We start from the raw sequence: 14,863 nt of genomic DNA on the forward strand, positions 1-14,863 counted from the left end.
GGCGGCAGCCTAGACGTTTTCCGCCGGGCGTCAGGGGAGTGGTTCACGTCGTGAGATGCGTCCGGCGGGGCATCCTGAGGGAATGGCTGAGCACCGGGAGCGGCACGGGAAGCGGGATACGGCGATGCGTACGGCACGTGAGAGGACGGCGGAGTCCACCGCGGACACGGCGGCGGCCACCGCACTCGCGAGAGACCTGGAGCGGGCCGTGCGCGGCGAGGTGGACTTCGGTTCCGCCGCCCGCGCCCTGGTCACGATGGACGCGTCCAACTACCGCCGCGTCCCGGTCGGCGTCGTCTCCCCCCGTGACGCGGCGGACGTCGCGGCGGCCCTCGACGTGTGCCGCGCGCACGGCGTACCGGTCGTGCCACGCGGCGGCGGCACCTCCATCGCGGGCAACGCGACCGGCATCGGGGTCGTCCTCGATCTCACCCGGCATCTTCGCTCGATCGTGTCGGTCGACCCCGAGGCGCGTACCGCCGTCGTGCAGCCCGGGGTCGTCCTCGACCGGCTGCGCGACACGGTCGCACCGCACGGCCTGACCTTCGGGCCCGACCCGTCCACGCACAGCCGCTGCACGATCGGCGGCATGATCGGGAACAACTCGTGCGGGTCGCACTCCGTCGCGTGGGGGACGACCGCCGACAACGTCCACGAGCTGTCGGTCACGACGTACGGCGGCGCCGCACTGCGCCTCGGCCGGGGGAGCTGGGACGGCGCGCCCGACGGTCTGCGCCCCCTCGTGGAGACCAACCTCGCGCTCCTGCACACCGGTTACCCCACCGGCCTGCCGCGCCGTATCTCCGGTTACGCGATCGACGCGCTGCTCCCCGAGAACGGCACCGACCTCGCCCGCGCCTTCTGCGGCAGCGAGGGCACGCTGGGCGTCGTCACGGAAGCCGTCGTACGGCTGGTCGAGTCACCGCCCGTGCGGGTGCTCGCGGTGCTCGGCTACCCCGACGAGAGCGCGGCTGCCGAGGCGGCGGCCGGGCTGCTGCCGTACCACCCGCTGACCGTCGAGGGCATGGCCGACGACCTCGTCCCCGGCGCGCACGACCTGCCGCGTGGTGGCGCCTGGCTCTTCGTGGAGACCGGCGGCGCCACCGTCGCCGAGGCCCGCGCGCACGCCGAGCGGATCCTGCGGGCCGCCGACGCCCTGGACGGCACGGTCGTGACCGACCCGGCCGGGGTCCGTGCCCTGTGGCGGGTACGGGAGGACGCGTCGGGCACGGCGACGCGCAGCGCCGACGGCGGCGAGGCGTGGCCGGGCTGGGAGGACTGCGCCGTACCGCCCGCCCAACTCGGCGCGTATCTGCGGGAGTTCCGCGCCCTGCTCGCCGAACACGGGCTGCGCGGCACGCCGTACGGGCACTTCGGCGACGGCTGCATCCATGTCCGCATCGACTTCGACCTGTTGAGCACCGGCGGCGTACGGCGCTTCCGCCGCTTCTCGGAGGACGTCGCGGGGCTCGTCGTCGCGCACGGCGGCTCGCTCTCCGGCGAGCACGGCGACGGGCTGGCGCGCTCCGAGCTGCTGCCGGCGATGTACGGGGACGAACTGACCGGTCTCTTCGGGCGGTTCAAGGACGTGTGGGACCCGGCGGGGGGCATGAACCCCGGTTCGATCGCCCGGCCGGCCAGGCTGGACGAGAACCTGCGCTTCGAGGTCCTGCCGCGCAGGCGGGTCGACGTCGCCTTCGCCTACCCGCACGACGGCGAGGCGGACGGTGTGGTGGGCGGCGACTTCTCGGCGGCCGTACGGCGCTGTGTGGGGGTCGCCAAGTGCCGTGTGGAGGGGCCGAGTTCGGGCCCCGGGGTGATGTGCCCCTCGTTCCGCGCGACCGGCGACGAACAGCACTCCACGCGCGGGCGCGCCCGGCTGCTGCACGAGATGCTGGCCGGCGAGGTGGTGACGGACGCCTGGCGCTCGGCCGAGGTCAAGGACGCGCTCGACCTCTGCCTGTCCTGCAAGGGCTGCCGCAGCGACTGCCCGGTGGGGGTGGACATGGCCACGTACAAGGCGGAGTTCCTGCACCACCACTACGCGGGGCGGCGGCGGCCCGCCGCGCACTACGCGATGGGGCGGCTGCCACGCTGGCTCCGGGCGGCGGCGCCCTTCGCGCGACTGCTGAACGCGGCGGTACGGGTGCCGGGAGCCGCCGCGCTGGCCAAGCGCGTGGGCGGCATCGCGCCGGAGCGCTCGATCCCGCGCCTGGCGCCGCGGACGTTCACGCGGTGGCTGCGGGGGCAGGGGCGGGAGCGGGTCGACGACCCGGCGGTGGTGCTGTGGCCGGACACCTTCACCGAGCACCTGTCGCCGTCGGTGGGGCGGGCGGCGGTACGGGTCCTGGACGCGGCGGGGGTGGGCTTCACCCTGCCCGCGGGCACGGTCTGCTGCGGCCTGACGTACGTCTCCACGGGCCAGCTCGACCAGGCCCGCACGGTCATGCGCCGCACCCTGGACCGGCTGGCACCGCTGCTCGACACGGGCCTGCCGGTCCTCGTCCTGGAACCGAGCTGCGCGGCGGCGCTCAAGACCGACCTGCCGGAACTCCTCGCGGACGACCCCCGCGCGGCCCGCCTCGCCGCGTCCGTACGGACCTTCGCCCAGACCCTGGAGGAGTGCGCGCCCAACTGGCAGCCACCCCGGGTGAACCGCCCTGTCGCGGGCCAGACCCACTGCCACCAGCACGCGGTCCTCGGCGACGCACCGGACCGCCGCCTGCGCGAACGGGCGGGCCTGACGGGCGACTTGAGCGGCGGCTGCTGCGGCCTCGCGGGCAACTTCGGCTTCGAGAAGGGCCACTACGAGGTCTCGACTGCTTGCGCTGAGGACCAACTGCTGCCCGCGGTCCGCGCGGCGGAGGAGGGAACGCGACTCCTCGCGGACGGCTACTCGTGCCGCACACAGCTGGACCAACTGGCGGACGGAGGCGCGAAGCACTTGGCGGAGGTGCTGGCGGATGCGCTGGACTCCTCCGACGCCCCGCCCAGCAAGTCCGCTTCGGATGCCCGGCCCCGGCGTAGCTGATCCACGCCGTGCGGTTCGTGTCGTCCACCAGGTACCGGATACGGCCTCGCGCTGTGACTTCGACGGGTGCCTGCCGTAGGGAGCCGACTCGGTGACCGACCCTCCTTCTGGGTGCAGTATGTTATATCTCGAAGTCCATTGTGTTGCCCTAAGTGATCTGGAGGAGGTCCCCGGTGGATGAGCCGCGTGCCGTAGTCGCAGGTGTCGGAGCGGCGCCGGAGGCCTTGGGCGGGGAGCGTGGGCGGCGGGCCCTCGGGCCCCTCGTGCTGGTCGTCAGTGGCGTGCTCTCCGTGCAGTGGGGCGCCGCCGTCGCCGTGCTGCTGATGCCGCGCGCCGGGGTCGTCGGCGTCGTGACCCTGCGGCTCGTGCTCGCCGCCCTCGTACTGCTCGTGATCTGCCGGCCCCGGGTCCGCGGGCACTCGCGTGCCGACTGGGGCACCGTGCTCTTCTTCGGGGCGGTCCTGGCGGCCATGAACCTCCTCTTCTACCAGGCCGCCGACCGCATTCCGCTGGGCGCCGCCGTGACCCTGGAGGTGCTCGGGCCGCTCGCGCTGTCCGTGATCGTCTCGCGCAGGCTCGGCAACCTCCTGTGGGCCGGGCTCGCGCTCGGTGGTGTGCTGCTGCTGAGCGGGGGCGGGTTCGACCGGCTCGACCCCGTGGGAGCGGCGTTCGCCCTCGCGGCGGGTGCGATGTGGGCCACGTACATCATCTTCAGCGCCCGCGTCGGGCAGCGGTTCCCGCAGGCCGACGGGCTCGCGCTCGCCATGGCCTTCGGCGCCCTGCTGTCCCTGCCGCTGGGCATCCTGGAGGCCGGTTCGAAGCTGCTGGTGCCCTCCACGATCGGGCTCGGGCTCCTGGTGGCGCTGATGTCGTCCGTCCTGCCGTACACCCTGGAACTGCTCGCCCTGCGGCGGCTGCCCGCGCCGACGTTCGCGATCCTGATGAGTATCGAACCGGCCATCGCGGCGATGGCCGGCTTCCTCGTCCTGCACCAGAGCCTGTCCATCACCGACGCGCTGGCGATCGCGCTGGTCATCGCGGCGAGCATCGGCGCCGTCCGGACGCAGGCGGGCCGGCGTGCGGAGGTGAGGGCCGAACGCGACGCCGCGCGGGAGAAGCTGACGGCCGCCCGGAAGGCCGGTAGTGAGGTGGCGCCCACCGGCCAGGAAAGCGGCCTGAAGTAAACCAAGCTTGCTTGCTTGTTTCTCCGGGCGCTGCCATGCTCCGGGACACGTACGACGCCGTGTCCCGCGAGTCCGATCGGAGCGCACCACGTGTCCGACCCTGCCGCGCCCATCCTCGACGATCTGCGCAGCGAGAGCGAGGAACTCGACCGGCTCGTCGTCGAGTTGGACGACACGGGCTGGTCGCTCGCGACCCCGGCGGCGGGCTGGACCGTCGCCCACCAGATCGCCCATCTCACCTGGACCGACACCGCGTGCGTCCTCGCCGTCACCGACGAGACCGCCTTCGCCGACCTGGCCGCGAAGGCGCTCGCCACCCCCGCCACCTTCGTGGACGAGGGCACCGATGCCGGCGCCGTACTGCCGCCCGGCCAGCTCCTCACCCGCTGGCGCGAGGGCCGCGAACGGCTCCAGGCGGCGCTGCGCTCCCTGCCCGCCGGTGCGCGTTTCCCCTGGTACGGGCCCCCGATGAGCGCGCCGTCGATGGCGACCGCGCGGCTGATGGAGACCTGGGCGCACGGCCAGGACGTCGCCGACGCGCTTGGCGTACGGCGCGAGCCCACCGCCCGGCTGCGGCATGTGGCGTGGATCGGCGTACGGGCCCGCGACTACGCCTACCTCGTGCACGGCGAGCAGCCGCCCGCAGCCCCCTTCCGGGTCGAACTCACGGGCCCCGGAGGGGAGTTGTGGGCGTACGGCCCCGAGGGCGCCGGCCAGCGCGTCACCGGGCCCGCCCTCGACTTCTGCCTGCTGGCCACGCAGCGCGCCCACCGCGCGGACCTCGCCGTACGGGCCGAGGGCGCGGACGCCGACCGCTGGCTGGACATCGCGCAGGCCTTCGCGGGCCCGGCAGGCCCCGGCCGCCCGGCGAAATCCGGCCGCCCGGCGAAGGGGGCGTGACGGTGCCGGACACCACCCCCGGCCCTGGTCCCGGTCCCGACCCCGGCGTCCTGCGGATCGGCAACGCCTCCGGCTTCTACGGCGACCGTTTCGACGCGCTGCGCGAGATGCTCACCGGCGGCCCCCTCGATGTCGTCACCGGCGACTACCTCGCCGAGCTGACCATGCTCATCCTCGGCCGCGACCGGCTGAAGAACCCGGCGTCCGGCTACGCCAAGACCTTCCTGCGTCAGTTGGAGGAAGGGCTCGGGCTGGCGCACGAGCGCGGCGTGAAGATCGTCGCCAACGCGGGCGGGCTGAACCCGGCCGGACTGGCCGCCGCCGTACGCGAACTGGCCGAGCGCGTCGGCGTCCCGGTGCGCGTCGCGCACGTCGAGGGCGACGACCTGCTGGCCGCCCGCGACTGGGGCGAGGGCGTGCTCACCGCCAACGCCTACCTCGGCGGCGCCGGCATCGCCCAGTGCCTGCGCGCGGGCGCCGACGTCGTGGTGACCGGACGGGTCACGGACGCGGCCCTCGTCACCGGCCCCGCCGCCGCGCACTTCGGCTGGGACGGCCACGGGCCCGGTGATCCCGACGCGCTCGCGGGCCCCGGCGCGCTCGCACGCCTCGACGCGCTCGCGGGCGCGGTCGTCGCCGGGCACGTCCTGGAGTGCGGCACCCAGGCCACCGGCGGCAACTACGCCTTCTTCGCCGCGCACGACGGCGGGAGCGGCGTCCGCCGCCCCGGCTTCCCGCTCGCCGAAATCCACGCCGACGGCTCCGCCGTCATCACCAAGCACCCCGGCACCGGCGGGATCGTCGACATCGGCACCGTCACCGCGCAGTTGCTGTACGAGACCGGGGGCGCACGGTACGCGGGCCCGGACGTGACGGCCCGGCTCGACACCGTACGGCTCAGCCAGGACGGCCCCGAGCGGGTCAGGATCTCCGGCGTACGCGGCGAGGCGCCGCCCCCCACGCTCAAGGTCGGGCTCAACCGGATCGGCGGCTGGCGCAACGAGATCGTGTTCGTGCTGACCGGCCTCGACATCGACGCGAAGGCACGGCTGGTGAAGGACCAGGTCGCCGACGCGCTCGCCACCCGGCCGCCCGCCGACGTCCGCTGGGAACTCGCCCGCACCGACCGGGCGGACGCCGACACCGAGGAGACCGCGAGCGCGCTGCTGCGGCTCGTCGTCCGTGACCCCGACCCGGACGCCGTCGGCCGGGCGGTCAGCGGCGCCGCGATCGAGCTGGCGCTGGGCAGTTACCCCGGTTTCCATGTGACGGCGCCGCCGGGGAAGGGTGCGCCGTACGGCGTCTTCGAGGCGGCGTACGTGGCGGCGGCCGAGGTCCCGCACACGGCGGTGCTGCCGGACGGCACCCGCGTCCGGGTCCCGACTCCCGTACACACCAGGCCACTTGAGCCGGTCCACGAACCGACGCTCCCCGTCCCCCTCCCCGCAGGCCCCACCCGCCGAGCCCCCCTCGGGGTGATCGCCGGTGCCCGCAGCGGCGACAAGGGAGGCGACGCCAACGTCGGAGTGTGGGTCCGCACCGACGAGGACTGGCGCTGGCTCGCGCACACGCTGACCGTCGACCTGTTCCGTGAACTCGCCCCCGAAGCACGGGACTTGACCGTCGTACGGCATGTCCTGCCCCACTTGCGTGCCCTCAACTTCACGGTCCGGGGTCTCCTCGGCGAGGGCGTCGCCGCCCAGGCCCGGTTCGACCCGCAGGCCAAGGCGCTCGGCGAGTGGCTGCGCTCCCGGCACGTCGACATCCCGGAGGTTCTGCTGTGACCGTGCTCCACTCGGCGTTGGACCCCGCGTCCCCCGAACACGCCGCACACCGCGCCGAGATGCTCACCAGACTCGCCGAACTCGGCGCCGAGCACGCCAAGGCGCTGGCCGGCGGCGGTGAGAAGTACGTGGCCCGGCACCGTACACGCGGAAAGCTCCTCGCCCGCGAGCGGATCGAGCTGCTGCTCGACCCCGACACCCCGTTCCTGGAGCTGTCCCCACTCGCGGCCTGGGGCAGCGACTACCCCGTCGGCGCGTCCATGGTCACCGGGATCGGCGTGGTCGAGGGCGTCGAATGCGTCATCACCGCCAACGACCCGACGGTGCGCGGCGGCGCGTCCAACCCCTGGACGCTGAAGAAGGCCCTGCGTGCCAACCAGATCGCGTACGAGAACCGGCTGCCGCTCATCAGCCTCGTCGAGTCCGGCGGCGCCGACCTCCCCTCCCAGAAAGAGATCTTCATCCCCGGCGGCGCGCTCTTCCGCGACCTGACGCGGCTGTCCGCCGCCGGGATCCCCACCGTCGCGGTCGTCTTCGGCAACTCGACGGCGGGCGGGGCGTATGTGCCCGGCATGTCCGACCACACCGTGATGATCGAGGAGCGGTCGAAGGTCTTCCTCGGCGGACCGCCGCTCGTGAAGATGGCGACGGGCGAGGAGAGCGACGACGAATCGCTCGGCGGCGCTGAGATGCACGCCCGTACGTCGGGGCTCGCCGACCACTTCGCGGTGGACGAGCCCGACGCGATCCGCCAGGCGCGGCGGATCGTCGCGCGCCTCAACCACCGCAAGGCGCAGCCGGATCCCGGCCCCGCCGAGCCGCCCAAGTACGACGGGGAAGAGCTGCTGGGCATCGTCCCCGGCGATCTGAAGATCCCCTTCGACCCGCGCGAGGTGGTGGCGCGGATCGTCGACGGCTCGGACTTCGACGAGTTCAAGCCGCTGTACGGGCCGAGCCTGGTGACGGGCTGGGCACGGCTGCACGGCTATCCGGTGGGGGTGCTGGCCAACGCGCAGGGCGTGTTGTTCAGCGCCGAGTCGCAGAAGGCCGCGCAGTTCATCCAGCTCGCCAACCAGCGTGACATCCCGCTGGTGTTCCTGCACAACACCACCGGCTACATGGTCGGCAAGGAGTACGAGCAGGGCGGCATCATCAAGCACGGCGCGATGATGATCAACGCGGTCGCCAACTCGAAGGTCCCGCATCTGTCGGTGCTGGTGGGCGCGTCGTACGGCGCCGGGCACTACGGCATGTGCGGCCGGGCCTACGACCCGCGGTTCCTCTTCGCCTGGCCGAGCGCCAAGTCGGCGGTGATGGGGCCGCAGCAGCTGGCGGGTGTGCTGTCGATCGTGTCCCGCGCGGCGGCGACGGCCAAGGGACAGCCGTACGACGAGGACGGCGACGCGGCGCTGCGCGCGATGGTGGAGGCGCAGATCGAGGCGGAGTCGCTGCCGGTGTTCCTGTCCGGGCGGCTCTACGACGACGGGGTCATCGACCCGCGCGACACCCGTACGGTGCTCGGCCTGTGCCTGTCGGCGGTGCACACGGCGCCGGTCGAGGGCGTACGGGGCGGCTTCGGCGTCTTCCGAATGTGAGTGATGAGGGCTGTGATGATCTCAACTCTTCTGGTCGCGAACCGCGGCGAGATCGCGTGCCGGGTCTTCCGGACCTGCCGTGAGCGCGGTATCGGCACGGTCGCCGTCTTCTCGGACGCGGACGCCGGGGCGCTGCACGTGCGGGAGGCGGACACGGCCGTACGGCTGCCGGGATCGGCCCCGGCCGACACGTACTTGCGCGGCGACCTGATCGTGAAGGCGGCGCTCGCGGCGGGCGCGGACGCGGTGCATCCCGGCTACGGATTCCTCTCGGAGAACGCCGAGTTCGCGCGGGCCGTGCTGGACGCGGGGCTGGTGTGGGTGGGGCCGCCGCCCGAGGCGATCGAGGCGATGGCGTCCAAGACGCGGGCGAAGGAACTGATGGCGGCGGCGGGCGTCCCTCTGCTCGCGGCGGTGGACCCGGCGTCGGTGACGGAGGCGGATCTGCCGCTGCTGATCAAGGCGGCGGCGGGGGGCGGGGGCCGGGGGATGCGGGTGGTCCGTCAACTGCCGGATCTGCCCGACGAGTTGGTGGCGGCCTCGGCCGAGGCGCGGTCGGCGTTCGGGGACGGCGAGGTCTTCGCGGAGCCGTACGTGGAACGGGGCCGGCATGTCGAGGTCCAGATCCTCGCCGACGCGTACGGCACGGTGTGGGCGCTGGGTACGCGCGACTGCTCGCTGCAACGGCGCCACCAGAAGGTGATCGAGGAGTCCCCGGCCCCCGGCCTGCCGGCGGAATTGCGCGCGACCCTCACGGCCGCGGCGGTGTCGGCGGCGCGCGCGGTGGAGTACTGGGGCGCGGGCACGGTCGAGTTCCTGCTCTCGCCGACGGGCCGGGCGTACTTCCTGGAGATGAACACCCGCCTCCAGGTCGAACACCCGGTGACGGAGGAGGTGTTCGCCGTGGACCTGGTGGCGCTCCAACTCGCGGTGTCGGAGGGCGCGAAGCTCCCCCCAACCCCTCCACCCCCCACGGGCCACGCGGTGGAGGCCCGCCTGTACGCGGAGGACCCGCCGAAGGGGTGGACGCCACAGCCGGGGCGGATTTTCGAGCTGGCGGTGCGGGGGGTGGGGGGCGGCCCTGGCGATCGGCCCCGTATCCGCGTCGACGCCGGATATGGGCCCGGTGATCGCATCGGGATGCACTACGACTCCATGCTCGCCAAGGTCGTCGCCTGGGCGCCCACCCGGGGCGAGGCCGTCCGGTTGCTCGGCGATGCGCTGCGGCGGGCTCGCATCCACGGGCCCGTCACCAACCGGGAGTTGCTCGTGCGGTCCCTGCGGCATCCGGACTTCGTCGCCGGGCGCGTCGACACCGGGTTCTACGAGCGGCACCTCAACGCGCTCACCGCACCCGGCGACGGCGACCACGACAACGCCCGGCACGCCGCCCTCGCTGCCGCGCTCGCCGATGCCGTACGGCGCGGGCACCCCGTCGGCGGCTGGCGGAATCTCCCGTCCCAGCCGCAGACCAAGACGTACGGCGGGCACGAGGTCCGCTACCACCGCACCCGTGACGGGTTCCGCGTCGAGGACGACGCCGTACGCGCCGTCGCCGTAGCGGCCGACCGCGTCACCCTCGAACTCGACGGCGTCCTACGGCACTTCGACGTTGCCGACCACAGCGACGAGGGCGGCCACGTCTACGTGGACGGTCCCACCGGCTCGTACCGCCTCCTCGCCCACCCCCGCTTCACCGACCCCCGTACCGCCACCGCGCCCGGCTCGCTGCTCGCGCCCATGCCCGGCACCGTCGTGCGGATCGCCGACGGGATCGGCGAGGGCAGCGCCGTCACCGCCGGGCAGCCGCTCATCTGGCTGGAGGCCATGAAGATGGAGCACCGCATCACCGCTCCGGCCTCCGGCACGCTCACCACGCTGCACGCCGCCCCCGGCAGCCAGGTCGAGGTCGGCGCGCTTCTCGCCGTAGTCGCGCCTGCTCCCGCCACCGACACCACGCAGGGGAACACATGAGCATCGTCGAAACGCAGGAACACCAGGACCTCCGCGCCGCCGTCGCCGCCCTCGGCCGCCGCCACGGCCGCGGGTTCGACCGCGAGACGCTGTGGAGCGAGGCCGGCAAGCTCGGCTATCTCGGCGTGAACCTCCCCGAGGAGTACGGCGGCGGAGGCGGCGGCCTCGCCGAACTCTCCATCGTTCTCGAAGAGTTGGGCGCCGCCGGGTGCCCCCTGCTCCTCATGGTCGTGTCGCCCGCCATCTGCGGAACCGTCATCGCCCGCTTCGGCACCGACGAGCAGAAGCGCGAGTGGCTCCCCGGCCTCGCCGACGGCTCCCGCACCATGGCCTTCGGCATCACCGAACCCGACGCCGGATCCAACTCGCACCGCATCACCACCACCGCGCGCAAATCCGAGGAGGGCAGCGGCGGCTGGATACTCAACGGCCGTAAAGTCTTCGTCTCCGGCGTCGACATCACCGACGCCACCCTCATCGTCGGCCGCACCGAGGACGCGAAGACCGGCTCGCTCAAGCCCTGCCTCTTCATCGTCCCGCGCGACGCCCCCGGCTTCCACCGCACTCGGATCGACATGGAACTCCAGGCGGTGGAGAAGCAGTTCGAGCTCGTACTGGACGACGTACGCCTGCCCGCCGACGCCCTCGTCGGCGACGAGGACGCCGGGCTCCTCCAGCTCTTCGCCGGCCTCAACCCCGAACGCGTCATGACCGCCGCCTTCGCCCTCGGCATGGCCCGCCACGCGATCGACAAGGCCGTCGACTACGCCAGGACCCGCCAGGTCTGGCAGCAGCCCATCGGCGCCCACCAGGCCATCGCGCACCCGCTCGCCCAGGCGCACATCGAGATCGAACTCGCCCGCCTGATGATGCGCAAGGCCGCCTACCTCTACGACGCGGGCGACGACGCCGGCGCGGGCGAGGCCGCCAACATGGCCAAGTACGCGGCGGGGGAGGCCTGCGTACACGCCGTGGACCAAGCCGTACACACCCTCGGCGGCAACGGCCTCACCCGCGAGTACGGTCTGGCCTCCCTCATCACGGCCTCCCGCGTGGCCCGTGTCGCGCCTGTCAGCCGGGAAATGATCCTGAACTACGTATCCCACCAGTCCCTGGGTCTCCCCAAGTCGTACTGAGACAGGCCATTCTGTCCCTCCACGCGTCGAAGGGGCGGTCATCATGATCTTTCACAGTGAGTACGCGGATGTCGCACCGGTCGATCTGCCGATCCACGACGCGGTGCTCGGCCGCGCGGCGGAGTTCGGCGAGGCCGTCGCCCTCGTGGACGGTACGGACGGCACCACCGTCACCTATGCCCAACTGGACCTCTTCCACCGCCGTACCGCCGCCGGGCTGCGCGACGCGGGTCTGCGCAAGGGCGACGTACTGGCCCTGCACAGCCCCAACACCGTCGCGTATCCCGTCGTGTTCTACGGAGCCACCCGCGCGGGGGCATCCGTCACCACCGTCCATCCGCTGTCGTCCGCCGAGGAGTTCGCGAAGCAGCTCCGTGACTCCTCGGCCCGGTGGATCGTCACGGTGTCGCCGCTGCTCGAAGTCGCCCGCAGGTCAGCCGAGTTGGTCGGCGGTATCGAGGAGATCTTCGTCTGCGACCGGGCGCCGGGCCACCGTTCCATTCTCGACATGATCGCCACGGAGCCGGCCGAGGTCTCCGAGACCCGTATCGACCCCGCCGAGGACATCGCCGCCCTCCCGTACTCCTCCGGCACCACCGCCTCGCCCAAGGGCGTCATGCTGACGCACCGCTCGATCGCCACCAACCTCGCGCAGCTCGACCCCGTCATGCCCATGCGCCCCGGCGACCGCATCCTCGCCGTGCTCCCGTTCTTCCACATCTACGGCCTCACCGCCCTGATGAACGCGCCGCTTCGGAGGGGCGCGACCGTCGTCGTACTGCCGCGCTTCGAACTCGACCAGTTCCTCGGCGCGATCGAGACACACCGCATCAACGGCCTGTACGTCGCCCCGCCGATCGTCCTCGCGCTCGCGAAGCACCCGGCCGTCGCCCGCTACGACCTCTCCTCGCTCGACTACATCGTCAGCGCCGCCGCGCCCCTCGACGCCCGCCTCGCCGCGGCCTGTTCGGCCCGGCTGCGACTGCCGCCCGTCCGCCAGGCGTACGGGATGACCGAGCTGTCACCGGGCACGCACGTCGTCCCGCTCGACGCCGAGAACCCGCCCGCCGGAGCCGTGGGCAAGCTCCTGCCCAGCACCGAGATGCGGGTCGTCTCCCTCGACGACCCCGGCACGGACGCCCCCGTCGGCGCCGACGGCGAAGTCCTCATCCGCGGCCCGCAGGTGATGAAGGGCTACCTCGGCCGGCCCGACGAGACCGCCCACATGATCGACGCCGACGGCTGGGTCCACACCGGCGACATCGGCCGGGTCGACGCGGACGGCTGGCTGTTCGTGGTGGACCGGGTGAAGGAACTCATCAAGTACAAGGGGTTCCAGGTCGCCCCCGCGGATCTCGAAGCGCTGCTGCTGGCCCACGAGTCGATAGCGGACGCCGCGGTCATCGGTGTCCACGACGAGGACGGGAACGAGATCCCCAAGGCGTACATCGTCCGCCAGCCGTCGGCGGCCGGGCTGACCGGGGCGGACGTCATGGCGTACGTCGCGGAACACGTCGCCCCGCACAAGAAGGTCCGCAGGGTGGAGTTCATCGGGGGCGTCCCGCGGGCCGCGTCCGGGAAGATCCTCCGCCGTGAACTGAGGGCACGGGAGGAGCGCGAGAGGGAGCCGGAGCCGATGTAAGGCCCGTCGGGCGGTGTGACTGACCGCGACCGCCTGGTGGCACCGGAGTAGCCGTCCGGGCACGCCCCGCAACTGCCGGCGGATCGCCGTGCGTTGCGGGCGTGGCTGCCCGGCGTCGTACCGGTCCATGGCCCGCGTCGCCGTCGATACGTGTGCCCTCGCGGGAATACCGCATGCGCGCTTGATCGATCCCTCGCGCGCTGCCACGCTCTGAATCTCGCACACCAGCGCTCGGATCCTCGGACGCCAACCGACGGACCGCGAGCGAGAGACGGAGACCACGTGACGCTGGTCGCGACCGCGCACGAACGCGGTATCACCACCCTGACCATGAACGCGCCGGCGAAGCGCAACGCCCTGTCGGCGCGCCTCGTCGGTGAGTTGGCCGGCGCGCTCACCAACTGTGCCGAGGACCCGGCCGTACGGGCCGTGGTCCTCAGCCACACCGGCACCACCTTCTGCGCCGGCGCCGATCTGAAGGAGCCGCCGAACCCGTACACCTTCGTCGCGCTCATGCGGCAGATCGTCGCGCACCCGAAGCCCGTCGTCGCGCGCGTCACCGGCCATGTGCGGGCCGGGGGCCTTGGACTGCTCGGGGCCTGCGACATCGTGATCGCCTCCACCGGCTCGGACTTCGCCTTCACGGAGGTACGTATCGGCGTCGCGCCCGCCGTCATCTCGATGCCCCTGCTGCCCCGCATGGCGCCGCGCGCCGCAGCCCGCCACTACCTCACCGGCGAGACCTTCGGCGCCGAAGAGGCCCTGGCCGACGGGCTGATCACCGAGGCCGCCGACGACGTGGACACCGCGCTCGCCCCGCTTCTCGACGCCCTGCGAAGAGGCTCCCCACAGGGCCTGGCCGAATCGAAGAAGCTGCTGAACGCGCGGGTGCTGGAGGCCTTCGAGCAGTACGCGGAGGATCTCGTACAGCGCTCGGCGTCGCTCTTCGCCACGGCCGAGGCCCGCGAGGGCATGGCGGCGTTCGTCGAGCGGCGGGACGCGGCATGGGTACGGTAGCCGCGCCGAAGCAGGACCGCAGCCGCGCCACCCGCCGGCGGCTGCTGGAGGCCGCCGTGTCCTGCCTCGCCGAACACGGCTGGGCCGGCTCCACGGTCTCGGTCGTCGCCGAACGCGCCGGGGTCTCGCGCGGCGCGGCGCAGCATCACTTCCCCACCCGCGAGGACCTGTTCACGGCGGCGGTCGAGTACGTCGCCGAGGAACGCACCAGCGCTCTGCGCGCGCTCGCGCCGACCGGGCCGGACCGCCGCCGCGAGGTGGTCGACGAGGTCGTGGCGCTCTATACCGGCACGCTGTTCCGGGCCGCGCTGCAACTGTGGGTCGCCGCGTCCAACGAGGAGCAGCTACGGGCCCGCGTCACCGAACTCGAAGGACGCGTCGGGCGCGAGGCGCACCGGATGACCGTCGAACTGCTGGGCGCGGACGAGTCCGTGCCCGGTGTGCGCGAGACGATCCAGGGGCTGCTGGACATGGCGCGGGGGCTGGGTCTGGCGACGCTGCTGACGGACGACACGCAGCGGCGGAAGCGAGTGGTGGCGCAGTGGGCGAGCATCGTGGATACGGCGCTGAGCTGACGGGGACACGCTGAGGCGGCTGCCC

Annotated in this window: 10 protein-coding genes; all 10 read left to right on the top strand. The window is 72.9% G+C overall.

All coding sequences use genetic code 11. The features are described from left to right. The first annotated feature begins 124 nt into the window (after positions 1–124). The 10 genes from OIE74_RS21935 to OIE74_RS21980 all read left to right on the top strand — a co-directional run bounded on the left by OIE74_RS21935 (position 125) and on the right by OIE74_RS21980 (position 14,838). Positions 125–3,031, top strand: a complete 2,907-nt coding sequence (locus OIE74_RS21935; RefSeq protein ID WP_329392384.1) for an FAD-binding and (Fe-S)-binding domain-containing protein — start codon at positions 125–127, stop codon at positions 3,029–3,031. A 173-nt stretch (positions 3,032–3,204) separates the two neighbouring features. Continuing rightward, a complete protein-coding gene (locus tag OIE74_RS21940; protein WP_443076185.1) occupies positions 3,205–4,215 on the top strand; it encodes an EamA family transporter in 1,011 nt (336 codons plus the stop codon). Positions 4,216–4,305: 90 nt separating this feature from the next. Further along, on the top strand, positions 4,306–5,115 hold the full coding sequence (locus tag OIE74_RS21945; RefSeq protein ID WP_329386254.1) for a TIGR03084 family metal-binding protein: 810 nt from the start codon (positions 4,306–4,308) through the stop codon (positions 5,113–5,115). A 2-nt stretch (positions 5,116–5,117) separates the two neighbouring features. Continuing rightward, on the top strand, positions 5,118–6,899 hold the full coding sequence (locus tag OIE74_RS21950; RefSeq protein ID WP_329386255.1) for an acyclic terpene utilization AtuA family protein: 1,782 nt from the start codon (positions 5,118–5,120) through the stop codon (positions 6,897–6,899). Continuing rightward, entirely contained in the window at positions 6,896–8,494 is a 1,599-nt protein-coding gene (locus OIE74_RS21955) for an acyl-CoA carboxylase subunit beta (RefSeq protein ID WP_329386257.1), read from the top strand. The genes OIE74_RS21950 and OIE74_RS21955 overlap by 4 nt, the downstream gene beginning before the upstream one ends. A 15-nt stretch (positions 8,495–8,509) precedes the next feature. Further along, a complete protein-coding gene (locus tag OIE74_RS21960) occupies positions 8,510–10,468 on the top strand; it encodes an acetyl/propionyl/methylcrotonyl-CoA carboxylase subunit alpha (protein ID WP_329386259.1) in 1,959 nt (652 codons plus the stop codon). Then, positions 10,465–11,604: an acyl-CoA dehydrogenase family protein gene (locus OIE74_RS21965; protein WP_329386261.1), complete on the top strand. Its 1,140-nt coding sequence runs from the start codon at positions 10,465–10,467 to the stop codon at positions 11,602–11,604. Before OIE74_RS21960 ends, OIE74_RS21965 begins: the two co-directional genes overlap by 4 nt. Positions 11,605–11,647: 43 nt before the next feature. Next, positions 11,648–13,246 carry a 4-coumarate--CoA ligase family protein gene (locus tag OIE74_RS21970; RefSeq protein WP_329386263.1) on the top strand — a complete coding sequence of 533 codons (1,599 nt, stop codon included), beginning with the start codon at positions 11,648–11,650 and terminating at the stop codon, positions 13,244–13,246. Between the two features lie 330 nt (positions 13,247–13,576). Next, positions 13,577–14,263: an enoyl-CoA hydratase family protein gene (locus OIE74_RS21975; protein WP_443076373.1), complete on the top strand. Its 687-nt coding sequence runs from the start codon at positions 13,577–13,579 to the stop codon at positions 14,261–14,263. Next, positions 14,251–14,838, top strand: a complete 588-nt coding sequence (locus OIE74_RS21980) for a TetR/AcrR family transcriptional regulator (protein ID WP_329386267.1) — start codon at positions 14,251–14,253, stop codon at positions 14,836–14,838. Before OIE74_RS21975 ends, OIE74_RS21980 begins: the two co-directional genes overlap by 13 nt. Positions 14,839–14,863 lie beyond the last annotated feature (25 nt).

Source organism: Streptomyces sp. NBC_01716 (genome assembly GCF_036248275.1).
Lineage (GTDB): Bacteria > Actinomycetota > Actinomycetes > Streptomycetales > Streptomycetaceae > Streptomyces.